This is a genomic window from Rhodoferax sp. PAMC 29310, from assembly GCF_017948265.1.
Classification (GTDB): Bacteria; Pseudomonadota; Gammaproteobacteria; order Burkholderiales; family Burkholderiaceae_C; genus Rhodoferax.
This window is the reverse complement of record NZ_CP072852.1, coordinates 2,461,461-2,483,549: the sequence shown is the minus strand read 5'-3', so window position 1 is coordinate 2,483,549 and position 22,089 is coordinate 2,461,461. Positions and strand designations below refer to the sequence as shown.

General features: G+C 60.6%; 22 protein-coding genes. 13 read left to right on the top strand and 9 right to left on the bottom strand.

Annotated features, from left to right (window positions below):
- Positions 1–2: 2 nt before the first annotated feature.
- The 11 genes from murD (at position 3) to J8G15_RS11335 (ending at position 11,519) form a co-directional block, all read left to right on the top strand.
- Positions 3–1,520 carry a UDP-N-acetylmuramoyl-L-alanine--D-glutamate ligase gene (murD, locus tag J8G15_RS11385; protein WP_210542081.1) on the top strand — a complete coding sequence of 506 codons (1,518 nt, stop codon included), beginning with the start codon at positions 3–5 and terminating at the stop codon, positions 1,518–1,520.
- A complete protein-coding gene (ftsW, locus tag J8G15_RS11380; RefSeq protein WP_210542079.1) occupies positions 1,517–2,773 on the top strand; it encodes a putative lipid II flippase FtsW in 1,257 nt (418 codons plus the stop codon). The genes murD and ftsW overlap by 4 nt, the downstream gene beginning before the upstream one ends.
- A complete protein-coding gene (murG, locus tag J8G15_RS11375) occupies positions 2,770–3,864 on the top strand; it encodes an undecaprenyldiphospho-muramoylpentapeptide beta-N-acetylglucosaminyltransferase (RefSeq protein ID WP_210542077.1) in 1,095 nt (364 codons plus the stop codon). Before ftsW ends, murG begins: the two co-directional genes overlap by 4 nt.
- A complete protein-coding gene (gene murC / locus J8G15_RS11370) occupies positions 3,861–5,294 on the top strand; it encodes a UDP-N-acetylmuramate--L-alanine ligase (protein ID WP_210542075.1) in 1,434 nt (477 codons plus the stop codon). The genes murG and murC overlap by 4 nt, the downstream gene beginning before the upstream one ends.
- Complete coding sequence (locus J8G15_RS11365) at positions 5,291–6,256, top strand: D-alanine--D-alanine ligase (RefSeq protein WP_210542073.1); 966 nt, start codon at positions 5,291–5,293, stop codon at positions 6,254–6,256. The genes murC and J8G15_RS11365 overlap by 4 nt, the downstream gene beginning before the upstream one ends.
- On the top strand, positions 6,253–7,047 hold the full coding sequence (locus J8G15_RS11360) for a cell division protein FtsQ/DivIB (protein ID WP_210542072.1): 795 nt from the start codon (positions 6,253–6,255) through the stop codon (positions 7,045–7,047). The genes J8G15_RS11365 and J8G15_RS11360 overlap by 4 nt, the downstream gene beginning before the upstream one ends.
- Before the next feature lie 26 nt (positions 7,048–7,073).
- Positions 7,074–8,303, top strand: coding sequence for a cell division protein FtsA (ftsA, locus tag J8G15_RS11355; protein ID WP_210542070.1), 1,230 nt, complete (start codon positions 7,074–7,076; stop codon positions 8,301–8,303).
- Positions 8,304–8,444: 141 nt separating this feature from the next.
- On the top strand, positions 8,445–9,701 hold the full coding sequence (ftsZ, locus tag J8G15_RS11350; protein WP_210542068.1) for a cell division protein FtsZ: 1,257 nt from the start codon (positions 8,445–8,447) through the stop codon (positions 9,699–9,701).
- Positions 9,702–9,783: 82 nt separating this feature from the next.
- Positions 9,784–10,707 (top strand): UDP-3-O-acyl-N-acetylglucosamine deacetylase, encoded by a 924-nt coding sequence (gene lpxC, locus J8G15_RS11345; RefSeq protein WP_210542066.1) that lies wholly within the window; start codon positions 9,784–9,786, stop codon positions 10,705–10,707.
- 20 nt (positions 10,708–10,727) lie between these two features.
- On the top strand, positions 10,728–10,904 hold the full coding sequence (locus tag J8G15_RS11340; RefSeq protein WP_210542065.1) for a hypothetical protein: 177 nt from the start codon (positions 10,728–10,730) through the stop codon (positions 10,902–10,904).
- An 87-nt stretch (positions 10,905–10,991) separates the two neighbouring features.
- Positions 10,992–11,519, top strand: a complete 528-nt coding sequence (locus J8G15_RS11335) for an SRPBCC family protein (RefSeq protein WP_210542063.1) — start codon at positions 10,992–10,994, stop codon at positions 11,517–11,519.
- Positions 11,520–11,572: 53 nt separating this feature from the next.
- Here J8G15_RS11335 and J8G15_RS11330 read toward each other — a convergent pair whose 3' ends face one another.
- The 9 genes from J8G15_RS11330 to J8G15_RS11290 all read right to left on the bottom strand — a co-directional run bounded on the left by J8G15_RS11330 (position 11,573) and on the right by J8G15_RS11290 (position 19,974).
- Positions 11,573–12,376, bottom strand: a complete 804-nt coding sequence (locus J8G15_RS11330) for a class III extradiol ring-cleavage dioxygenase (protein ID WP_210542061.1) — start codon at positions 12,374–12,376, stop codon at positions 11,573–11,575.
- A 124-nt stretch (positions 12,377–12,500) separates the two neighbouring features.
- On the bottom strand, positions 12,501–13,061 hold the full coding sequence (gene ruvC, locus J8G15_RS11325) for a crossover junction endodeoxyribonuclease RuvC (RefSeq protein WP_210542059.1): 561 nt from the start codon (positions 13,059–13,061) through the stop codon (positions 12,501–12,503).
- A gap of 42 nt (positions 13,062–13,103) precedes the next feature.
- Positions 13,104–14,093: a phosphatidate cytidylyltransferase gene (locus J8G15_RS11320; protein ID WP_210542057.1), complete on the bottom strand. Its 990-nt coding sequence runs from the start codon at positions 14,091–14,093 to the stop codon at positions 13,104–13,106.
- 2 nt (positions 14,094–14,095) lie between these two features.
- Positions 14,096–14,707 carry a 1-acyl-sn-glycerol-3-phosphate acyltransferase gene (locus J8G15_RS11315; protein WP_210542055.1) on the bottom strand — a complete coding sequence of 204 codons (612 nt, stop codon included), beginning with the start codon at positions 14,705–14,707 and terminating at the stop codon, positions 14,096–14,098.
- 46 nt (positions 14,708–14,753) lie between these two features.
- The gene (locus J8G15_RS11310; RefSeq protein ID WP_210542053.1) at positions 14,754–15,497 is read right to left on the bottom strand and encodes a transglycosylase domain-containing protein; all 744 of its coding nucleotides are present in this window, start codon (positions 15,495–15,497) and stop codon (positions 14,754–14,756) included.
- A gap of 14 nt (positions 15,498–15,511) precedes the next feature.
- Positions 15,512–16,339 carry a shikimate dehydrogenase gene (gene aroE / locus J8G15_RS11305; protein ID WP_210542051.1) on the bottom strand — a complete coding sequence of 276 codons (828 nt, stop codon included), beginning with the start codon at positions 16,337–16,339 and terminating at the stop codon, positions 15,512–15,514.
- A 31-nt stretch (positions 16,340–16,370) separates the two neighbouring features.
- Positions 16,371–17,228 (bottom strand): energy transducer TonB, encoded by an 858-nt coding sequence (locus J8G15_RS11300; RefSeq protein ID WP_210542049.1) that lies wholly within the window; start codon positions 17,226–17,228, stop codon positions 16,371–16,373.
- Positions 17,225–19,303 (bottom strand): ribonuclease catalytic domain-containing protein, encoded by a 2,079-nt coding sequence (locus J8G15_RS11295; RefSeq protein WP_210542048.1) that lies wholly within the window; start codon positions 19,301–19,303, stop codon positions 17,225–17,227. Before J8G15_RS11295 ends, J8G15_RS11300 begins: the two co-directional genes overlap by 4 nt.
- Before the next feature lie 47 nt (positions 19,304–19,350).
- Positions 19,351–19,974, bottom strand: coding sequence for a YqiA/YcfP family alpha/beta fold hydrolase (locus J8G15_RS11290; protein ID WP_210542047.1), 624 nt, complete (start codon positions 19,972–19,974; stop codon positions 19,351–19,353).
- 68 nt (positions 19,975–20,042) lie between these two features.
- Here J8G15_RS11290 and rodA point away from each other — a divergent pair, with 68 nt between their 5' ends.
- Positions 20,043–21,197 (top strand): rod shape-determining protein RodA, encoded by a 1,155-nt coding sequence (gene rodA / locus J8G15_RS11285; RefSeq protein ID WP_210542046.1) that lies wholly within the window; start codon positions 20,043–20,045, stop codon positions 21,195–21,197.
- The gene (locus J8G15_RS11280) at positions 21,194–22,087 is read left to right on the top strand and encodes an NAD(P)-dependent oxidoreductase (protein WP_210542045.1); all 894 of its coding nucleotides are present in this window, start codon (positions 21,194–21,196) and stop codon (positions 22,085–22,087) included. Before rodA ends, J8G15_RS11280 begins: the two co-directional genes overlap by 4 nt.
- The last annotated feature ends 2 nt before the right edge of the window (positions 22,088–22,089 follow it).

The window sequence follows — 22,089 nt, the reverse complement described above, 5'->3', positions numbered from 1 at the left end:
GCATGAATCGACTTCACGATCAACACGTTCTCATTCTGGGCTTGGGTGCATCCGGCCTGGCGATGGCGCGTTGGTGTGCGCGCTCGGGCGCGCAGGTGACCGTGGCGGATACAAGGGCCAACCCGCCTCAGTTGGCCGCCTTGCAGCGCGACCTTCCAGCGGCCCGGTTTGTGAGCGGCCCGTTTAATGCGGCCATGGTGGACGGCACCGACATCCGGGCGGTGTTTCGCAGCCCAGGTTTGGCGCCGAGCGATCTTGCTATTGTTTTGGAATCAGCTCCCGCTCTGGGGCTGTGGATCAGCGGCGAATTAGGCTTGTTTTCACAGGCTCTGCTTGACCTGAATAGGTCCCAAGGCTACGCGCCCCAGGTGTTGGCCGTCACCGGTACCAACGGCAAAACGACTGTGACATCGCTCAGCGGTCAACTGGTTCAACGCGCCGGAAAAACTGTTGCGGTGGCCGGCAACATTGGTCCCTCGTTGCTCGACACCTTGTCTGCGCAATTGGAGACAGATGCATTGCCCGAAGTCTGGGTGCTGGAGCTGTCAAGCTTCCAACTCGACGGTGAAGCCAACTTTGAGCCCAGCGCCGCCACCGTCCTCAACATCACCCAAGATCATCTGGACTGGCACGGCAGCATGGCCGGTTATGTGCAGGCCAAGGCCCGCATTTTTGGGCAACAGTCGCTGATGGTGTTGAATCGTGATGACCCGGTGGTGATGGGCTTGTTGCCCAAGCCCCTGCGGGTCAAGTTGCAGCGCCCCGTCGTGCGTTCCCATGTCACGTTTGGTGGCGACATGCCCCAGCGCCCGGGAGACTTTGGCATCGAAGAAGTCAACGGCATGGTGTGGCTGGTGCGCGCCCTGGAAGCGGATGAGACCCGGAAAAAACGCAAAGGTGAAGAGGAAGAGATTCACATCCAGCGCCTGATGCCTGCCGACGCTCTGCGGATTCGGGGCCGGCACAACGCCATCAACGCCCTGGCCGCTTTAGCCTTGACCTGCTCCGCTGGCTGTGCGTTGGGCCCTGTGCTGTATGGCCTGCGGGAGTACCGGGGTGAGCGTCACCGGGTCGAACCCATAGGCATGGTCAACGAGGTCGAGTTTTTTGACGACAGCAAAGGCACCAACGTCGGTGCCACCGTGGCCGCCTTGAATGGCCTGGGCGCCGACCGCAAGGTGGTGATTATTCTGGGCGGCGAGGGCAAGGGACAAGACTTCTCGCCATTGACTGAGCCTGTGACTCGCCATGCGCGCGCCGTGGTTTTGATTGGTCGCGATGCACCACTGATTCGTGCGGTGCTCGAGGACAGCGGCGTTCCCCTGATGCTGGCTGAGTCCATGGGCGACGCCGTGGTGCTCGCCAACGGTCAGGCCCATGCGGGAGACGCTGTGCTGATGTCGCCGGCCTGCGCCAGCTTTGACATGTTTGACAACTACGAGCACCGGGCAGAGGTGTTTGTACAGGCGGTGGTCGATTTGGCAAGTGCCGCCGGGGTAGAACTGGAGGGCGCGGTATGAGTGGCGTCGCCAGTCGAATTTCCACCTGGTTTTCCAGTCTGACGACGCCTGCCGGCGACGTTTTGCCGGTGCGCCTTGGCATGAGTCGCCGCGCCTCGACGGGCAGTGTGCCCTCGGGCAACACCGGCTTCGACCAACCCTTGGTCTGGGTCACTGTGGCCTTGCTGGCCTGGGGCTTGGTGATGGTCTATTCGGCCTCAATTGCCATGCCGGAGAACCCCCGTTTTGCGCGCTACACCCACACCTACTTTTTGGTTCGCCATGCAGCCTGGCTGGTGATTGCCTTTGTGGCGGCATTGTTGGCCTTTCAGGTGCCGGTGGCCACTTGGGAAAAGTCGGCCCGGGGTTTGTTCATTCTCTCGCTGGTGTTGCTGGCGCTGGTGCTGGTGCCGCATGTGGGCAAGGTGGTTTACGGTGCGCGTCGCTGGATTTCAGTGGGGCCGTTGAGCTTTCAACCCTCGGAGTTGGCCAAGTTCACGGTGCTGCTGTACGCCGCTGACTACATGGTGCGCAAGATGGACGTGAAGGAGCGCTTCTTCCGCGCCGTGTTGCCCATGGGCGCGGCGGTGGCGGTAGTTGGCGTGTTGTTGCTGGCCGAGCCTGATATGGGTGCGTTTATGGTGATTGCCGTGATCGCCATGGGGATTTTGTTTCTCGGCGGCGTGAATGCCCGCATGTTTTTCCTGATCGCCACCATCCTTTTGGTGGCCTTTGGCTTGATGATTGCCATGAGCGATTGGCGGCGTGAACGCATTTTTGCCTATCTGGACCCCTGGAGTGAGGCCAACGCACTCGCCAAGGGTTATCAGCTCACCCACTCCCTGATTGCCATCGGGCGGGGTGAGATTTTTGGCGTCGGCCTGGGTGGCAGCATTGAAAAGCTGCATTGGTTGCCGGAGGCCCATACCGACTTTTTGCTGGCCGTGATTGGCGAGGAGTTCGGCCTGGTGGGGGTGGTCTGCGTGATTGGACTGTTCTTCTGGATGACCCGCCGCCTGATACACATTGGTCGCCAAGCCATCGCGCTGGACCGCGTGTTTGCGGGCCTGGTTGCTCAGGGCGTGGGCATCTGGATGGGTTTTCAGGCCTTCATCAACATGGGTGTGAACCTGGGCGCCTTGCCCACCAAGGGCCTGACTTTGCCGCTCATGAGCTACGGAGGCTCGGCCATTTTGGTCAATCTGATTGCGATTGCCGTGGTGCTGCGCATTGACTATGAGAGCCGCTCCATGATGCATGGAGGCCGCGTATGACTGCTGCCAACACCCGTCAACGCTGCGCTCTGGTCATGGCCGGGGGCACGGGCGGCCACATTTTTCCAGGGCTGGCCGTGGCGCAAGCCCTGATCGAGCGCGGCTGGCGCGTGCACTGGTTGGGCGGCACCGGCACCGCCGAGCACCCCAGCATGGAAAGCCAGTTGATTCCGCCCCATGGCATTCCCTTTGAGTCGCTTGATTTCTCGGGTGTGCGTGGCAAAGGTGTGAAAACACTGGTGATGCTGCCGCTGCGCTTGCTGCGCGCCTTCTGGCAAAGCATCCAGGTCGTTCGCCGGGTCAAGCCCGATGTGGTGCTGGGCCTGGGTGGCTACATCACCTTTCCGGCCGGCATGATGAGCGTCTTGTTGGGCAAGCCCTTGGTGCTACACGAGCAGAACTCGGTCGCAGGCATGGCCAATAGAGTGTTGGCAGGCGTGGCCGACCGCATTTTTACAGCCTTTCCTCAGGTGTTCAAAAAAGGTCACTGGGTGGGCAACCCCTTGCGGCAATCGTTTTTGGCCGTGCCCGACCCAGTGACGCGCTTTGCAGGGCGCAGCGGCCCCTTGCGCGTGTTGGTGGTGGGCGGCAGTTTGGGTGCTCGCATCTTGAATGAGGTGGTGCCGCAAGCCTTGGCGCTTATTCCAGAGAGCGAGCGACCCATCGTGATTCACCAAAGTGGCGCCAAACAGATTGATGCGCTGCGGGCCAATTACGCCCGCGCGGGCGTGCAGGCCGAGTTGACGCCCTTCATTGACAACACTGCGCAGGCCTTTGCGGATGCTGACCTGGTGATCTGCCGCGCCGGTGCGAGCACGGTGACCGAATTGGCCGCAGTGGGCGCCGCGGCGTTGCTGGTGCCGTTTCCGTCGGCGGTGGACGATCACCAAACCACAAACGCCCGATTTTTAGCCGACGCCGGCGCCGGTTGGCTCTGGCCACAGACCGATTTGACCCCCGAGCATCTGGCTAAAATGCTACAAAAAACAGAGCGTTTTTCACTGCTTGAACGAGGGCTTAAGGCCAAAACATTACAGAAATTGGAAGCAAGCGCCCAGATCGTGGCGGCTTGTGAGGAGATTTGTCCATGAAACACGCGGTTCGTCACATTCATTTTGTTGGTATTGGAGGGGTCGGCATGTCCGGCATCGCCGAGGTCTTGTTCAATTTGGGCTACACCATTTCCGGGTCAGACCTGTCCGACAGCGTCACCCTCAAGCGCCTGGCCGCCTTGGGTATCACCACCTACGTGGGCCATGTGGCCAGCAACGTGGCCAATGCCGACGCGGTGGTGACTTCGACTGCCGTTCAGCAAGACAATCCGGAAGTCATCATGGCGCGCGAGAAGCGCATTCCTGTGGTGCCCCGCGCGCTGATGTTGGCGGAACTGATGCGCCTCAAACAAGGCATCGCGATTGCCGGCACGCACGGCAAGACCACCACCACCAGTTTGGTGGCCAGCGTGTTGGCTCAGGCGGGGCTGGACCCTACTTTTGTCATTGGCGGTCGACTCAATAGTGCCGGCGTGAATGCCCAGTTGGGGCAGGGCGACTACATCGTGGTCGAAGCGGATGAGTCCGACGCGTCGTTCCTGAACCTGCTGCCCATCATGGCGGTGGTCACCAATATTGATGCTGACCACATGGAGACCTATGGTCATGATTTCTCCCGTTTGAAGGGGGCGTTCGTGGAGTTTTTGCATCGCATGCCGTTTTATGGCGTGGCGATTCTCTGCACCGATGACCCGGCCGTGCGCGACATCGTGCCCCAAGTCACCTGCCCGATCACCAGTTACGGATTTGAGGAAGGCGCAGAAGTGCGGGGCGTGAACGTGCGCGCGGTCGATGGACAGATGCATTTCACCGTCGAGCGTCGCAATGGTTTGGTGCTACCGGACATGGACATCGTGCTGAACTTGCCAGGCCGTCACAACGTGCTCAACGCGCTGTCGGCCATTGCCGTGGCGGTTGAACTGAATATCGCGGACGAAGCTGTGCAGCAGGCACTGGCCAACTTCAAGGGTGTGGGCCGGCGCTTTCAGCGCTACGGCGAGGTGGACGCACGCGACGGCGGCACATTCACCCTGGTAGATGACTACGGTCACCACCCGGTGGAAATGGCGGCCACGATTGCCGCCGCAAGGGGTGCTTTCCCGGATCGCCGTCTGGTGTTGGCATTTCAGCCGCACCGTTACAGCCGCACCCGCGACTGTTTTGAAGATTTCGTCAAGGTCATTGGTCAGGCCGATGCCGTGTTGCTGACCGAGGTGTATGCAGCCGGGGAATCCCCCATCGTCGCTGCTGACGGTCGCAGCCTGACTCGCGCGTTGCGGGTGGCTGGGCGTATCGAGCCTTTGTTTGTCGACGACGTGGCCGATCTGCCGCAAGCGATTTGGGACAGCGCCCGCGAGGGCGACGTGGTGTTGTGCATGGGCGCCGGCTCTATCGGAGCGGTGCCGGGAAAAGTACTGGAGTTGCTACAAACGTCAGAGCAGTTGGTGCTGGAAGGACAAGGGCGATGAGTCAGTTGAATTCAAATTTTGGCAAAGTGGCGGTGCTCATGGGGGGCGCCTCCGCTGAGCGTGAGGTGTCCTTGATGTCGGGGCAAGGGGTGTTGCAGGCACTGCGCTCCCAGGGCGTCGATGCGCACGCGTTCGACCCCTCTGAGCGCGACCTCGCTGACCTCAAGCGTGACGGGTTTGAGCGTTGCTTTATTGCGTTGCATGGTCGCTTTGGCGAGGACGGCACGGTTCAGGGCGCCCTGGAGTTGCTGGGCATTGCCTACACGGGTTCGGGCGTCATGGCGTCCAGCATCTCGATTGACAAGGTGATGACCAAGCGCATTTGGCGCGCCGAAGGTTTGCCCACACCGGCATGGCAGCCCGTCAGCAGTGGCGCGGCCACTCAGGCCGCATTTGCCGAACTGGGTTCGCCCATGATCGTCAAGCCCGCTCGTGAAGGGTCCACCATTGGTTTGACCAAGGTCACCTCGCTGGACCAATGTGAGGCCGCCTACGCCTTGGCCGCACAGCACGATACCGAAGTGCTGTGCGAGCAGTTCATCAGTGGCGACGAGGTCACCATCCCTGTGCTGGGCACCGGGCAGGCTGCCCGCGCCTTGCCGGTCATCCGCATCGTGGCGCCAGACGGCAACTACGACTATCAGAACAAGTACTTCACCGACACCACGCAATACCTGGTGCCCTGCGGTCTGCCTGAAGGGGAAGAAGCCCATATTCAACAACTGGTGCTCGACGCCTATCGCACCCTGGGTTGCCGGGGTTGGGCGCGGGCCGATGTGATGATTGATGCCAAAACCCGCAAGCCCTATTTGCTGGAAATCAACACGGCCCCTGGCATGACCAGCCATTCGCTGGTGCCCATGTCCGCCAAGGCTTCCGGCATGGACTACCCATCCCTGTGTGTCGAAATCTTGCGTCACGCCACCCGTGACTACGCCGCTGCAGGGACGATCGCCCCATGAGCCAAAACCTGCCCACCCCGCTGGACGTGAAACTCATGAACATCACGGCCTATGCCTTGATGCTGGGTTTCGTGATCCTGCTCGTGGGCACGGTCAGCGTTTGGGCCGCTGGACACAAGTTGTTCGCGGTGCGGGGGATCACTGTGACGGGCGATGTGCAGCACAGCAACGCCGTCTCGCTGCGGGCCAACGTGGCTCCCCGCTTGAGCGGAACGTTTTTTACCTTGGACATCAATGCGGCCCGGCAGGCTTTCGAGTCAGTTTCCTGGGTGCGCAGCGCCCAAGTCCATCGCGACTTTCCGAATCGGCTCAAGGTCACCCTGGAAGAGCACCAGGCCGTGGCTTATTGGGGGCGCGAAAGCGACTCGGCCTTGGTTAACAGCTACGGTGAAGTGTTTGAGGCCAATGTGGGCGAACTGGATCAAGACAGCTTGCCCCGCCTGTTTGGCCCAACAGGCAGCGCGGCCAAGGTGTTGGTCATGGAACAGACTTTGCAGCCCCACTTTGCCGCCTTGAGTCTGAATATCGAGCAGCTGGAGATGACGGCGCACGGCGGCTGGCGCGTGCGTTTGGACACCGATGGCGTGATTGAGCTGGGCAGCGGCTCCACCACCCAGGTGTTGGCGCGCGCAGACCGATTTTTGAAAACATTGACCCAGGTCGTGTCCCGGTATGGGCGCACGCCAGAGGCACTGGAGACCGCCGATTTGCGGCATGAAGACGGGTATGCGATTCGGCTGCGCGGCGTTACGACGCTGACAGCCGATGCACAGAAGAAACAAGCGCGGTAGCGGACATAGAAGCAACAGGTGAATACATGGCAAAAGAATACAAAGACCTGGTCGTAGGACTGGACATTGGCACCGCCAAGGTCATGGCCGTCGTAGCCGAGGTCATGCCCAACGGCCAGCTCAAGTTGGCTGGGTTGGGCTTTGCTCCGAGCAATGGTCTCAAGCGCGGAGTCGTCGTCAATATCGACGCCACCGTCCAAAGCATTCAGCAGGCACTGAAAGAGGCCGAATTGATGGCCGATTGCAAGATCACCCGTGTCTACACCGGCATCACCGGTAGCCACATTCGCGGCATCAATTCCAGTGGCATGGTCGCCATCAAGGACCGCGAAGTGACTGCTGCTGACGTGGCCCGGGTGGTGGAAACCGCCAAAGCCATCAATATTTCGACAGACCAGCGCTTGCTGCTGGTCGAGCCGCAAGAGTTCATCATTGATGGTCAGGACGTGAAAGAGCCCATTGGCATGAGTGGCATTCGCCTAGAGGCGAAGGTGCATATCGTGACCGGCGCGCAGAGTGCGGCCGAGAACATCATCAAATGTGTGCGCCGCTGCGGCCTGGAGGTCGAGCAATTGATGCTCAATCCGCTGGCGAGCAGCTTGTCCATCCTGACGGAAGACGAGCGCGAGTTGGGTGTGGCGCTGGTTGATATTGGCGCCGGCACCACTGATGTCGCCATCTTCACCAATGGCGCGATTCGCCATACCGCGGTGATCCCGATTGCCGGTGATTTGATCACCAGCGACATCGCGATGGCGCTGCGCACCCCCACCAAAGACGCGGAAGACATCAAGGTCGAGCACGGCTATGCCAAGCAGATGCTGGCCGACCCCGAGTCGCAGGTCGAGGTGCCCGGTTTGGGTGACCGCAGCCCGCGCATGCTGAGCCGTCAGGCATTGGCAGGGGTGATTGAACCTCGCGTGGAAGAAATTTTCACCCTCGTGCACCAGGTGATGCGCGAGTCAGGATTTGAAGAGATGTTGTCCAGTGGCATTGTGCTCACCGGTGGCAGCAGCCTGATGCCCGGCATGGTGGAGTTGGGTGAGGATATTTTCCTCAAGCCCGTGCGCCGCGGCATTCCCAAATATTCCAGCTCGCTGGCCGACATGGTGGCTCAGCCCCGGGCGGCCACGGTCATGGGCTTGCTGGAAGAGGCGCGCACGGCGCGTCTGCGTGGCTTCAAGGTGGCGCAGAAAAACGGCTCCATGAAGACGGCCTTCGGACAGGTCAAAGACTGGTTTGTGGGGAACTTCTAGCCATGAAAAAAATGCATTGGCTCGCTCGCGCCAGTCCCCACTGGCGATGGCCTTGTAACGGCCCACCGGATATACCGCCTCGAATTGTGAAATTAGAAGAATCGGCAAGAGCCACACCACTGAAACTTAAGGAGAGAACAAATGCCTATCGAAATGATTGAAGAAGAAGCCTTTAACCTCGGCACACAGATCAAGGTCATCGGTGTCGGCGGCGGCGGCGGCAATGCCGTGGGCCACATGATTGGTTGTGGCGTGCAGGGTGTGGAATTCATCTGCGCCAATACCGACGCGCAAGCGCTGGTTCGCAGTGATGCCCACAAAAGCATTCAATTGGGCACCAGTGGTCTGGGCGCTGGTAGCAAGCCTGACAAAGGCCGTGAAGCCGCGGAACTGGCTGTGGACGACATTCGTGCCTCGATTGAAGGCGCGCACATGTTGTTCATCACCGCCGGTATGGGTGGTGGCACCGGCACCGGCGCTGCGCCCGTAATTGCCCGCGTGGCACGCGAGATGGGCATTCTGACCGTAGGTGTGGTCACCAAGCCTTTCGAGTTTGAGGGCGGTCGCCGCATGACCAATGCCGACAACGGTTTGGCTGAACTGGAGGCCAATGTCGACTCCCTGATCGTGGTGCTGAACGAAAAGCTGCTGGATGTATTGGGTGACGATGTGACCCAGGACCAGGCTTTTGCCCACGCCAACGACGTGCTGAAAAACGCCGTGGGCGGTATTGCCGAGATCATCAATGTGCCTGGCCATGTGAACGTCGACTTTGAAGACGTACGCACGGTAATGGGTGAGCCTGGCAAAGCCATGATGGGCACTGCCGTGGCCTCCGGCCCCGACCGTGCGCGCATCGCTGCCGAGCAGGCGGTTGCTTGTCCCTTGCTGGAAGGCATCGACTTGTCGGGCGCCAAGGGTGTGTTGGTGCTGATCACTGCAGCCAAAGGTTCCCTCAAGCTGGCCGAGTCCAAGCTGGCCATGAACACCATCCGTGCCTACGCCTCGCCTGACGCCCATGTCATCTATGGCACCGCTTACGACGACGGCTTGGGCGAAGAAATTCGTGTGACCGTGGTTGCGACGGGCTTGAGCCGTCAAGGCGTGCGCCGTGCATCCGTGCCTTTGCAGGTGCTGCGCACGGGTACCGACAACGTGCCTTTCCATGTGCCCACCTTGAACTCGCCTTTGAGCAGCGTCGCGTCAACCGGTTCAGCCAACAATATGGCGGCGCCGACCATGGGCGGTCACAACCAGCCTGACTACGCCGGCATGGCCACTCCAAGCGTCTGGCGCACCCGTGACCGCACGCAAGCCGCCGCCAAGGTGGACGCGTTGGCTTCTGGCGGCATGGATGACTTCGAAATCCCGGCCTTTCTGCGCAAGCAAGCCGACTAACCGGACCTGGCAGTCCCTTAACTGAGCAGGGTGTGTTGCCGTTATCCGGTGGCACACCCTGTTCGCCTTTTACAATGCCACTGTGCTGAAACAAAGAACACTCAAAGCCCTGAGCCGTGCCGTTGGCGTCGGCCTCCACAGCGGTCAGCGCGTGGAGCTCACGTTGCGCCCGGCAGCGCCGGACACCGGCATCGTGTTTCGCCGGGTGGATTTGCCTGAGCCGGTGGACATTCCCGTGTCGGCCACGGCCGTCACGGACACGCGTCTGGCATCGACCCTTTCCAACGGCAATGCCAAGGTGCACACGGTGGAGCACCTCATGTCGGCCTGCGCCGGCTTGGGCATTGACAACCTGTATGTGGATATCACCGCCGAAGAGGTCCCCATTTTGGATGGCTCGGCGGCTTCCTTTGTTTACTTATTGCAAAGTGCAGGCATTGAGCTGCAAAATGCGCCAAAACGGTTTTTGAGACTTCTCAAGCCTGTGGAGGTCCGCCAAGGCGAAGGAGCGAATGAAAAATGGGCCCGACTGGAGCCGTTTCATGGCTACAAACTGAGCTTTGAGATTGATTTTGACCACCCTGCAGTGGATTCAACGGGCCAGCGGGTCATGTTTGACATGAGCGAGCAGTCCTACTCCCGTGACATTGCACGTGCCCGTACCTTTGGCTTCACCAAAGATGTGGAAATGATGCGCGCCAACGGCCTGGCGCTGGGCGGCGGCTTGGACAACGCCATCGTCATGGACGATTACAAAGTGCTTAACGTCGGCGGCTTGCGGTACGACGACGAGTTCGTGAAACACAAAATTCTCGACGCAATGGGCGACCTTTATGTGGTCGGCAAACCGCTGCTGGCCAGCTACAGCGCGTTTCGATCCGGCCACGGACTGAACAACCTGCTGCTGCGGGAACTGCTGGCCCATCCCGATGCCTGGGACATCGTGACCTTCGACAACGAAAAACTCGCCCCCAAAGGCTTTGCCCAACCGGCAAGGGCCTGGTAGGCGTCCCAGGCAACCCACATATGGTCTTCTTCCGCGCCCTTTTTTTCATTCTGTTGCTGGGGGTGATTGTGTGCTTTGGCCTGTTCATCTATACGGGCGACGCGCGATACAAGCGCTATGGGCTGATGACCCTCAAATGGATTTTCTTTGCCGGCTTTGGCTTCTTTGGCGTGTTGATCCTGCAAAAAATACTCTGAAGCCAGAGCGTGCTTGGCGGGTCCAAGCCGCATTGGTGTTTCGGACGGATGATCGCCATAATTCACTCCCATTCAAGGAGTGTGACCATGAACGCCATTGACCACGCCAATCCCCAACTGGACTTGAGTTTTTCCCGCATTGTGTATGTGCCCCGGTCGCTGATTTGGCGCGCCTGGACCGAGCCGGAGCGGCTCAAACCCTGGTTTTGCCCGCTTCCATGGACCACCATCGCCTGCGAGATCGATTTGCGCCCCGGCGGCGTGTTTCGCACCACCATGCAATCGCCCGAAGGTCAAACATTCCCCAACGAAGGTTGCTACCTCGCCGTGGTTCCCAATGAAAAACTGGTGTGGACCAACGCCTTGCTCGCGGGCTACCGGCCCAGCGCGGCGTCAGACACCTGTGGGTCGGCAGACGCCAGTTTCATGTTCACCGCGACGATTGAACTGGCGGACGACCCACAAGGCACGCGCTATACCGCCACGGTGATTCATGCTGACGAGGCCGGCTGCAAGCAACACGCGGCCATGGGCTTTGAGGCGGGGTGGGGCGCAGCACTGGATCAGTTGGTGGCGATGATCAAACGCGAGGCCCAACAGGGTTCGCCTTTATGACCCTGTTTCTACTGATGGCCAATTATTCATGGATGCGACGGCGGCGAGAGCCGTTAGGCGGGGCCGAATCGGAAACTCGAAACCGTCACCGCGCCGAAAAAAGTCGCTTCGTGATAGGGGCAGGTGGCCGCGTCGTCACCGGCCGCGCCCACCGCCACCATGAGCGGTAGCAGGTGTTCTTCACGCGGATGGGCTTGGCGGGCGGCCGGGGCGGTGGCCCAGGCGCGCAGATTTTTTTCGCGGTCGTGCGGGTGGGCCTGCACCACACTGCTTTGAAGCCAGGCATCAAACGCGGCAGAAGGTGCCTGCCCTTTTGGACCGAGCTCGCGCAGGTTGTGGTAGCTAAGACCGCTGCCCACGATCAAAATGCCTTCGTCCCGCAGCGGGCGCAGCGCACGTCCTGCGGCCAGGTGCGCCTCCGGGTCAAGCCCCTGTTTCAACGACAGTTGAAGCACCGGGATGTTGGCTTGAGGGAACATGACTGCCAGCGGTGAATAAGTGCCGTGATCGAAGCCGCGTTCTGCGTCTTCGTCTGCCGCAATGCCGGCTTGGGTCAGCAGGGTTTTGACCCGCTTTGCAACGTCTGGTGCGCCGGGGGCCGGGTACGTGACTTCATAGGTATGGGCCGGAAAGCCCGAATAGTCATAAATCATGCCCGGCTGGGCGGCGGTTTGGACCGTGAAGTTGGCCTCTTCCCAGTGGGCCGACACCATCAAAATGGCTTTGGGAGGGGTCGGCAAGCTGGCGGACATGGCTTGCAAAGCCGCTGCGAGTTTTGCGTAGCCACCCGCCTGGTCCTGCATCCAGGGCCAGGGGCCACCACCGTGGGAGATGAAATAGGTCGGCAGGGTGTTCATGGTGAAGCCTCGGGAATCGGTTGAGTGGCTTTAACTGTAGGCCTTTCGTCCGTCGCCGTATCGATGCTGCTTTGCAGACACTATTCAAAGCGGATGAACGATCGACGCCCCTGGTGGAAACTGCCTACCGGCTTCTTCCGGCTTTGTAAGCTGCCTTTTGGGTCTGAATTTGAGCGCCACCCAAGCCTTTGGCCTGCGCTAGGCGGGCAATCGAGGTGGCCGCGTGGGCATGGGTAATGGCCAGTCCCAAAGCGTCCGCGGCATCAGACCCCGGCAAGCCGGGCAGGGCCAACAGACGCTTCACCATTTCCTGAATTTGGGTTTTGTCCGCCCGTCCATAACCCACCACCGCCTGTTTCATCTGCAGAGCCGTGTACTCCGCCACGGGCAAGTCTCGCGACACCAGGGCCGTCACGGCCGCGCCTCGTGCTTGTCCCAGCAGCAAAGTGGATTGGGGGTTGACGTTGACGAACACAATTTCAACCGAGGCCGAGTCGGGCTCGTAGCGGTCCACCACCTCGCGGATGCCGTCATACAGCACCTTGAGCCGGGCTGGTAGTTGGTCTTTTTCGATGTGCATGGTGCTGATAGTGCCGCTGGCCACGTAGCCGAGGTGGGGGCCATCCACATCAATCACGCCAAAACCGGTGACACGCAGGCCGGGGTCAATGCCGAGAATTCTCATTTGCTCCAATTTTTATAGCGTCTTGCGCAGGTTATACGGAGGCTACAGCCCGAAATACCATCGAACCGAATGAAAAAACACAGGGGCGGCAAAGCACAGACCATCAACCCGGTCCAGCAAGCCGCCAGCGCCGGTGGTCGCGCGGCCCTCGTTTTGCCAGAGCGGCACCCCCCGGTCGCGTTTGATGGCCTTCATGACCAAGTGGCCCAGTGTGCCGGCCACACAGGCCACAAAGGCCATGGCAAAGGCCTGGCCCGGCATAAACGGTGTGATGCCCGCCAGCGCCATGCCCAGCAGGCTGCCCGCGGCCAGACCGGCCCCCCAACTCGGCCAGTTGAAGCTGTGGCTGATGGCCGGGGCGGTGGGCGCCCGCTTGAGCTTGCGGGACACCAGGTGCTGGGTAACCATGGCGGTTTGCACCACCAGCACCAGGAAGAACACCAGAAACGCGCTTTTGCCGTTGTACTTGGGGAAGGTCAGCAAAAGCAGCGCCGGCACATGGCTCATGCCGTAAATGCACACCATGATGCCCCACTGCAGTTTGGCGTTGCGCTCCAGAAACCGCAGCGGGTCATTGGCCAGGGCGCTGGCAACCGGAATGGCCAGGAACACATAGACCGGAATAAACACAGAGAACAGATTGAAGTGCCGGGTGCCAACCAGCCAGTACTGAAACGGCAGCACCACAAAAAAGGCCAACACCAGGCTGCGATGGTCTCCGCGTCGGGTGGGCGAGAGGGTCATGAATTCCCTCAGGGCAAAAAACGACACCAGCGCAAACAGCACTAGCGCGACCGAGTCACCCGCCAGCCAGCCGATCCAGAACACAAGAACCATGACCCAACTGGTGCGCAGCACGCCTTCGGCATTGTCCAAATCATTGCGCCGCTGCAGCGCAATAGCATCGTCTTCGGGCTCGCGCAATGACAGGACCACCATGACGGCGGTGATCAGTGCCAATAGGCCAAATACCAGAAAGAAGAGGGCGCCGACTTGTTGGGAGGCTGTGAGGTTTTTGAGGGACTGATACATGATTAAACGTCCCGCAGGGCAATGACGGCGCTGCGGGCGCGGTCCAGGAACACACGACGTTCTTCGTCAGCTTGAAGGCGAATCGGGGCGCCAAAGGTCACCGAGCAGAGCACCGGCACGGGAACCACTTCCCCTTTGGGCATGACGCGCTGCACGTTGTTGATCCAGGCCGGAATCAATTCAATCTTTGGGTATTTCAGGGCTAGGTTATAGAGGCCGGCCTTGAAGGGTTGAGGCTCCTCCGCGTGGCCGCGGGTGCCCTCCGGAAACAGGATAATGGAGTCACCATGGTCCAGCGCTTCAAATAGCGGCTCCAACGGATCTTCGTCGCTGCTGCGGTCCCGGGCCACATAAATGACATTGAAAACAGCGGAGGTGATCCATTGTCGAAACGGGGTTTTGGTCCAGTAGTCCCTGGCTGCAATGGCCCGGGTTCGGCCGCGAAGCTCTTTGGGCAGGGCGGCCCAAATCATGACCAGGTCCGCGTGGCTCTGGTGATTGGAAAAATAAATTCGCTGTTCGGCCTTGGGGGGGCAGCCCCACCAGCGGGCTTGCGACCCGGTCAAAAAGCGGATCAAGCCCAGCAGGAAGTAACTCATCAAGGTGGCACGCATGCCGGGCATCATACAGAGCCGCCGCGACCGGTCGGGGTGGCCGGGTTCAGGGAACGCTGGCGTCGCCCATGCGGCCGACGATGACGCTGGCGCGCCCGGCGATGTAGCTGGAGTTGGGCAGTTTTTCGAAGTACTTGGGGCGGGGCAGCATCACGGCCAGTCGGGCCGCCTCATAAGCTTGTAGTTTGGCGGCGGGCTTGCGGAAGTAATGCTGTGCAGCGGCCTCGGCGCCAAAAATGCCCTCGCCCCATTCCACGCTGTTGAGGTAAATCTCCAGAATGCGCTCCTTGCTGAGCAGCGCCTCCAGCAGCATCGTCAGCACAAACTCCTGCCCTTTGCGCAGCAGGGTGCGCTCGCCTGACAAAAACAAATTCTTCGCCAGTTGCTGGGTGATGGTCGAGCCGCCAATGACTTTGGGCGCACGTGTCTGGGTCTTGCCCTTGGCGGCAGCGGCTTCGGCGCGTTTCTCTGCACTGGCCTCGGCCCTGGCGTTTTTCTGCCAAGCTTTCTCCAAAGCGTCCCAGTCCACACCGTCGTGGTTGCTGAAGCCGTCATCTTCGCTGGCGACCACGGCACGCTTCAGGTGATTGGAGATTTGCGAGTAGGGCACCCACTCCTGCCGCCAAGGCAGGCGGGTCTGTTCATTGACGACCCGCCAGGCCTCCGAGCGCTGAAAGGCCGTGGACTGCGGGGCTATCACCGCCATGGCGGCAATGCGCGCCACAAAATACAGCTGCAACACCAGCATCGCCAGCACAGCCAGACCTAACCAGCGAAGTAGGGGTTTCATAGCGATCGCCTTGCTCAGGCCAGCGTGGCCCGCATTTCGGACAACACTTGCTGGGAGGGGGGGCGCACACCGCGCCAGATCAAAAAGGCCTCGGCGGCCTGCTCGACCAACATGCCCAGACCATCGCGCGGCTGGGCGCCATGCTCCTTTGCCCAGGTCATGAAGCCCTGGGCAGAAGGGCCATACATCATGTCGTAGGCCAAAGCGCCCGGCTTCAATGTGCTGGCAGGCACCGGCACCGCGTCACCGCCCAGGCTGCTGGTGGTGGCGTTGATGATGACATCAAAATCGGCCCCCGGTCCTTTCAGGGCCTGCGCGAGAAGCTCTGTTTTTTGTAGCAAGCCCAGCGTGGCATGGCGGTCGACCAGAGACTGTGCTTTTTCCACCGTGCGGTTGGCCACCGTGATGCTGGCCGGTTGCGTCTCAATCAGCCGGGCCAAGACGCCGGCACTGGCACCGCCAGCGCCAATCAGCAAAATGCGCCGGCCTGCCAGATCAAAGCCGGCGTTGCCCTGAATGTCGTTGACCAGGCCGGCCCCATCCGTGTTGTCGGCCCGCAGGGTGCCGTCCTGAAAGCTCAGGGTGTTGGCGGCCTGCGCCAGTTGGGCCCGCTCGCTGGTGTGATCGGCCAAGCGGGCCGCTTCAAATTTGAACGGTGCAGTCACGTTGCAGCCCCGACCGCCTTGAGCGAAGAACTGCTGCACGGCGTTGGCAAAGCCATCCAATGGCACCAATTGCTTGTCGTATTGAAGCGACTGGCCGGTCAGCTCGGCAAAGCGGGCGTGAATCCACGGCGACTTGCTGTGGCCGATGGGGTGGCCCATGACGCAATAGTGATCCATGAGGGTCTGAATATTTAAAGCGGTTGGGAGACTATTTGGCCGTCAGCCGGGTCTCCAGAACTTCATCACGCGTGAAGCGAAAACGCGAGACGACGACGATTTGATCGGCCTTGCGGCGCATTTCGTCCGAGAAGTTGCCAAACGGGCCGGCGCTGCGGGAAATGGCTTCGGCGCGGCGGTCCAGTGTGCGGTTGCCCGAGCTCTGCACGATTTCGGTGTGCAGCACCCGACCGTCAAAATTCACCGTGACCAACATGGTCAACTCGCCATAGATTTTTTTGCCACCGACTTCCGGAAAGTTCTCGGTGCCCCGGTTTTCGATGGCGCGGCGCAGGTTGTCGTAATAAATCGCGTAAGCCACTTCCTTGGTTGACGGGCTCACATAGCGTTTCTTGGGGCGGGCGTTTTCTTCGTTGATGCGACGCTCAATCTCGGCCAGGATTTTGATCAACTGGCGGCGCCGCTCCTCGCGCTCGACCTGCTCGGGCGAGGCGTTGGCCTGATGAGGCTTGGGGGGCGGCAGCTTGGCCAGTTCGCGCTTGATTTGCGCCAGCATCAGGCTTTGCTGCTCTTGCAGGTTTTGCAATTCCCGTCGCGTCTGCTCTTCGACGTCGTCACCCGCTTTGGCCACCAGTGCCGGGGGCAGGGGGCTGGTGGCGCGGCCTTTTTCGGCCTCGCCACCGCCGGCCATCGAGGTTTGAGCCAGCGCCTTGGCCTTGTCGGGCCGCTCGGACGTTTTGGCGTTGACCAGAATCACCTCCAGCGGCGTGTCTTCAAAGACCCGGTTAAAGGCCTGTGGGTCGACGAAGCGCACCGTCAGCAGGGCCGCATGCACGGCCACTGAGACGCCCAAGGCGATTTGCAGTGTGCTGAAGGATCTAAAGTTCACGGGGCTGGATTGTCGCCGGGCGGCGCCTTGTCCTCTGAGGCGCCTTCGCTCATGTCCATGGCAATGGCGATGGGGCCTGAGATGGCGTCATCGTCTTCCCCGTTGCCGTTGCCGCTGTCGTCTTGGTCGCTGCCGTCATCCGTTGGGGTATCCAGACGCTCGATCACCGTGCCCATGATGTCGAGCGATACCTCGTCAATCTCGCCCAGCTTGACCCGAACGCGCGCATGGCGTGGCAGGTCTTTGGCGCCCAGCACGGGCAACACCAGCGGCATGTGGTCGGCGCGAACCATGTTTTCTTTGAACAAGGTGGCCTCGATCTCGGTCAGTCCTTGCTGCTGCACGTACTTCAATATCCAGAAACGCTCCATGGCGCCCTGGAAACCGTTGTAGGCAAAGTAGGCCGAATCAAAGCCCGAGATGATCGAAAACAACTCCGCATCCTTGGGTTTGAACGGCGCGACCAGCGCGGCCGTCTTGCCGTGGCGGGCGCAGGCAATGATTTGCCACTGGTTCACCAAATCGGTGTAACGACGCAGCGGTGAGGTGCTCCAGGCGTAGGCTTTCACCCCCAGACCGGCGTGTGGCAAGGCCTTGGTGCCCATGCGCACTTTCACGCCAGGCAGCATCGAGGCCTGGCTGCGGTAAATGCCGGGCACCCCCATCTCGGCCATCCACAGGCCCCAGGTGCTGTTGGCCAGAATCATGGCCTCGGAGACAATCAGGTCTAGCGCCGCGCCACGCTGGCGCACGCTGATCTGCACTTCTTCCGTGCCTTGAGGCTCCGCGCCGTCGTTGCCGATCAGGCGAAAGTTGTAATCCGGGCGGTTGAAGTTCTCGGGTTTGCCGCGAATGATTTCACGACCGGCCTTCAGGTGTCTGGCCAAGCGGTGCAAAAATGAGAGCGGTGCGCGCTCGTCCAGCAAGCGCTTCGGGTCGTTTTCATGGTTGAAGCTGGGGTCTTCCAGCCAGTCGGTGGTGACCACCGCGTCGAGCTGGTCATGGCGCAAATTGGCCGTGATCAGCACCCGCTCCAGGCGGGTTTCGCTGGACTGGATTTCCAGCGTGGCCTCATTCATCGTCACATACAAGGAAACCGCCGGGCACTCCCGACCTTCCATCAGCGTGTAGGTTTGCACCACGTCGTCCGGCAACATGGTGATTTTGTAACCCGGCATATAGACCGTGGACAGGCGGTTGCGCCCCACCTGGTCAATCGGACTGCCCGGCAAAATGGCCAGACCCGGCGCGGCAATGTGAATGCCCAGCACCACGGTGCCACTGCCCAGGCCTTGCACCGAGAGCGCATCGTCAATTTCGGTCGTGGCCGAATCGTCAATCGAGAAGGCACGCGCTGTGGACAAGGGCAACTCGTCCTTGATGAGCGGGGCTTCCAGCTTGGCAAAGCCGGTTCCTTTGGGAAAGTTCTCCAGCAAAAACCGTTTCCAGTGGAACTGGTAGGGCGAGTCGATGGCGCCGGCCTTGATCAGCAGCTCCAGCGGGCCCAGATGGGTGGCGCGCGAGGCTTCGACCACGGCCTTGTACTCGGGCGCGTTTTTGTCGGGCTTGAACAGAATCTTGTACAGCTGCTCGCGAACGGCGTCCGGGCAAACGCCCTCGCTCAGGTCTTTGACCCATTGATCGACCTGCAAAGCCAGTTGTTTCTTTTTCTCGATGGCGGCCAGTGCCTGCGCAATGATGTCGGCCGCGGCCTTGCGGAAACGCCCTTTGCCGGCGCGGCGAAAGTAGTGGGGGGCCTCAAACAGACGCACCAACATGCCGGCCTGCTCTTCCTGACTGGCTTTGTCACTGAAATAGTCGCGTGCCAGGTCGGCAAAGCCAAACTCTTCTTCGGGCGCAAACTCCCAGGCCATCTCCAGTTCAATGGTCTCACCCATCGCTTGCGCCTTGGCCATGAAATCGGCTGGCGACGGTTTTTCGAACTTCATCAGGAAGTTGGCGGCCTTCACCTTGACGCGTTTGCCGCTGTCCAACTCCACCTGCGCAGACGACTCCGCCTCCGACAGTACCCGACCGGCCATGAATTTTCCGGCTTCTTCAAACAATAAAAACATGGGGGGGATTGTCCCAGCAAATGCGCCGCCGCCAAAAAGGCCGGCATTCAAGGCCTCAGCGTAGGCCCAGAAAGGCCCAGAAAGGCCATGATGGCCGGCAAGTGGTCCTCAAAGTCGCTCAGCGCGTGATCCCCGCCGGTCAGCAATCGCACCGCGCCTTCTGCGTACCGGGCGTGCATTTCCCGCCAGTCCAGCACCTCATCGCCTTTGGCAATGATGGCCAGGTAGTGCGACGGATCAGCCAGAGCACCGCATCGCAATTTTTCCAATTCCTGCACGTACTCGGCCTGGAAGAAAAAGTGCTCGTCCGGGTCATGCCAACTGGTCTGCTCGCCGATGTACTTGGCCAAGTCCCGCGCCGGGTCGACCGCTGGGTTGAGCAACACGGCCTTGCAGCCGGTTCGCTCAGCAACCGCTGTGGCGTAAAACCCGCCCAACGAGGAGCCCATCACCGCCATAGATTTCCGGGGCCACTCCTTCATCCCGTCCATCAGCATCACCATGGCCGCGTGGGGCGACGGCGGCAGTTGCGGACACCACCAGTGCACCGTTGGATGCTGCGTCGCCATGTGCTGCGCCATCAAGCGGGCCTTGGCGGACTGGGGCGAAGAGCGAAAACCGTGCAAATAGAGCAGGTGGGTCGGTGCAGAGTGAGGCTGGGCGTGGGACATGGCCGGAATGATAGGGGAACTCCTCCAGCCCTCGGGCCCACGCTGTGGCTTGGCGGGATAATTCACCCATGGCGCACAAATTTGGAAATATTCACCCCTTGCAGAGAATCCTGCCCTTGTTTCGGGGTTTTGACGGGCCCTTGGCTTTTGCGGTGTTTCTGTTGGTGTGCGCGGGTTTGCTGACCATGTACTCGGCTGGTTTTGACCACGGCACCCGCTTTGAGGACCACGGACGAAACATGCTGATTGCCGGCAGCATCATGTTTGTGGTGGCGCAAATCAACCCGCAGCGGCTGATGACGATGGCGGTGCCGCTGTATCTGTTTGGGGTCGGGCTCTTGGTGGCGGTGGCCCTGTTTGGCATTTCCAAAAAGGGCGCGCAACGCTGGCTCAATGTGGGGGTGGTCATTCAGCCCAGTGAGATTTTGAAGATTGCCATGCCGCTGATGTTGGCCTGGTGGTTTCAAAAGCGGGAAGGGCAGTTGCGCCCGTTGGACTTTCTGGTGGGGGGCTTGCTACTGCTGGTACCTGTGGGCTTGATCATGAAGCAACCGGACTTGGGCACCTCGCTGCTGGTTCTGGCCACTGGGCTGTCGGTGATCTTTTTTGCGGGGTTGAGTTGGCGCCTGGTGGTGCCGCCCTTGGTGCTCGCTGTAATCGCCATTAGCCTGGTGGTGTATTTCGAGCCGGACCTGTGTGCTGAAGGCGTGCGTTGGTCGGTGCTGCGCGACTATCAGCAGCAGCGAATCTGCACTTTGCTCGATCCTGGAAAAGACCCCTTAGGCAAGGGATTTCACATCATTCAGGGAATGATCGCCATTGGCTCGGGCGGGTTTTGGGGCAAGGGTTTCATGCAGGGCACGCAAACCCACCTTGAGTTCATTCCGGAACGCACGACTGACTTTATTTTTGCGGCGTTCTCGGAAGAGTTTGGCCTGTTAGGCAACTTGCTGCTGATCGTGTCTTTCCTCTTTTTGATTCTTCGCGCCATGATGATTTCATTGGCGGCGCCGACCGTGTTTTCGCGTCTGCTGGCGGGCGCGGTGGCGATGATGTTCTTCTCGTACGCCTTTGTGAATATGGGCATGGTCAGCGGCATCTTGCCGGTGGTGGGCGTGCCGCTGCCCTTCATCAGTTATGGCGGCACCGCGATGGTCACGCTGGGCCTGGGGCTGGGTATTCTGATGTCGATTGCCAAGTCCAAGCGACTCGTTCAGTCATGAGCGTCGAGCCCAGCGCAGCGTTCCCGGTCGCCATCGTTGGAGTGGGCAATATGGGGGCCGGTATGGCCCGGCGCTTGTTGGGTCTGGGCTGGCCAGTGCAGGTGTGTGACCTGGACGCCGCCAAGATGCAAAGTTTGGCGTCTTTTGGGGCTCAAGCCCATGAATTACCTGCGCAAGCATCTATCAATTCGGTAGTGGTGATCGTGGCGGTGGTGGATGCGGCGCAGACTGAATTGGTGTTGTTTGGCGAGCATGGCATCGCGCACGTCATGGCGAACGGGCAAACGGTGGCGCTGTGCCCCACGCTGTCGCCGCAAGACGTCGAAGGGTTTGCCCGGCGGCTGGCGTCCATGGGTCTGCGCATGATCGATGCACCCATGTCGGGTGGCCCCCAGCGGGCGCTGTACGGCACCATGAGTTTGATGGTCGCCTGCGAGGAGGCCGTTTTTCTGCGCCATGCCGGCTTGCTCGCGACGCTGTCCAGCCAGGTGTTTCGCATCAGCGAGCGCGTGGGTGACGGCGCGCGAACCAAGCTGGTGAACAACCTAGCGGCCGGCATTAATTTGGTGGGCGCAGCCGAAGTTTTGGCCATGGCCCGCGCCATGGGGCTGGATCTGGCAACCACCCAACGGGTGATCGAGCAGTCCAGCGGGCATAGCTGGATTGGGTCAGACCGCATGCGTCGCGCCATTGACGGTGACTTTGCCCCGCGCGCCCACATGACTTTGTTGGAGAAAGACACGCGCCTGGCGGTGGATGCGGCTCAGGCGGCCGGCTTTGAGGGACCACTGGGCACGACTGCCCGCCAGGTGTTCGCTGCGGCCAGTGCGAGCGGCTTGGCGGGACAAGACGATGGCGCTCTTCTGAAGTGGTTAAGCCGCGGCGCCTAAAA

What these genes read in the sequence shown, in the direction of transcription:
- murD (WP_210542081.1), top strand. Translation starts at nt 3, where the DNA reads ATGAATCGACTTCACGATCAACACGTTCTCATTCTGGGCTTGGGTGCA.
- ftsW (WP_210542079.1), top strand. Translation starts at nt 1,517, where the DNA reads ATGAGTGGCGTCGCCAGTCGAATTTCCACCTGGTTTTCCAGTCTGACG.
- murG (WP_210542077.1), top strand. Translation starts at nt 2,770, where the DNA reads ATGACTGCTGCCAACACCCGTCAACGCTGCGCTCTGGTCATGGCCGGG.
- murC (WP_210542075.1), top strand. Translation starts at nt 3,861, where the DNA reads ATGAAACACGCGGTTCGTCACATTCATTTTGTTGGTATTGGAGGGGTC.
- J8G15_RS11365 (WP_210542073.1), top strand. Translation starts at nt 5,291, where the DNA reads ATGAGTCAGTTGAATTCAAATTTTGGCAAAGTGGCGGTGCTCATGGGG.
- J8G15_RS11360 (WP_210542072.1), top strand. Translation starts at nt 6,253, where the DNA reads ATGAGCCAAAACCTGCCCACCCCGCTGGACGTGAAACTCATGAACATC.
- ftsA (WP_210542070.1), top strand. Translation starts at nt 7,074, where the DNA reads ATGGCAAAAGAATACAAAGACCTGGTCGTAGGACTGGACATTGGCACC.
- ftsZ (WP_210542068.1), top strand. Translation starts at nt 8,445, where the DNA reads ATGCCTATCGAAATGATTGAAGAAGAAGCCTTTAACCTCGGCACACAG.
- J8G15_RS11340 (WP_210542065.1), top strand. Translation starts at nt 10,728, where the DNA reads ATGGTCTTCTTCCGCGCCCTTTTTTTCATTCTGTTGCTGGGGGTGATT.
- J8G15_RS11335 (WP_210542063.1), top strand. Translation starts at nt 10,992, where the DNA reads ATGAACGCCATTGACCACGCCAATCCCCAACTGGACTTGAGTTTTTCC.
- J8G15_RS11330 (WP_210542061.1), bottom strand. Translation starts at nt 12,376, where the DNA reads ATGAACACCCTGCCGACCTATTTCATCTCCCACGGTGGTGGCCCCTGG.
- ruvC (WP_210542059.1), bottom strand. Translation starts at nt 13,061, where the DNA reads ATGAGAATTCTCGGCATTGACCCCGGCCTGCGTGTCACCGGTTTTGGC.
- J8G15_RS11320 (WP_210542057.1), bottom strand. Translation starts at nt 14,093, where the DNA reads ATGTATCAGTCCCTCAAAAACCTCACAGCCTCCCAACAAGTCGGCGCC.
- J8G15_RS11315 (WP_210542055.1), bottom strand. Translation starts at nt 14,707, where the DNA reads ATGCGTGCCACCTTGATGAGTTACTTCCTGCTGGGCTTGATCCGCTTT.
- J8G15_RS11310 (WP_210542053.1), bottom strand. Translation starts at nt 15,497, where the DNA reads ATGAAACCCCTACTTCGCTGGTTAGGTCTGGCTGTGCTGGCGATGCTG.
- aroE (WP_210542051.1), bottom strand. Translation starts at nt 16,339, where the DNA reads ATGGATCACTATTGCGTCATGGGCCACCCCATCGGCCACAGCAAGTCG.
- J8G15_RS11295 (WP_210542048.1), bottom strand. Translation starts at nt 19,303, where the DNA reads ATGTTTTTATTGTTTGAAGAAGCCGGAAAATTCATGGCCGGTCGGGTA.
- J8G15_RS11290 (WP_210542047.1), bottom strand. Translation starts at nt 19,974, where the DNA reads ATGTCCCACGCCCAGCCTCACTCTGCACCGACCCACCTGCTCTATTTG.
- rodA (WP_210542046.1), top strand. Translation starts at nt 20,043, where the DNA reads ATGGCGCACAAATTTGGAAATATTCACCCCTTGCAGAGAATCCTGCCC.
- J8G15_RS11280 (WP_210542045.1), top strand. Translation starts at nt 21,194, where the DNA reads ATGAGCGTCGAGCCCAGCGCAGCGTTCCCGGTCGCCATCGTTGGAGTG.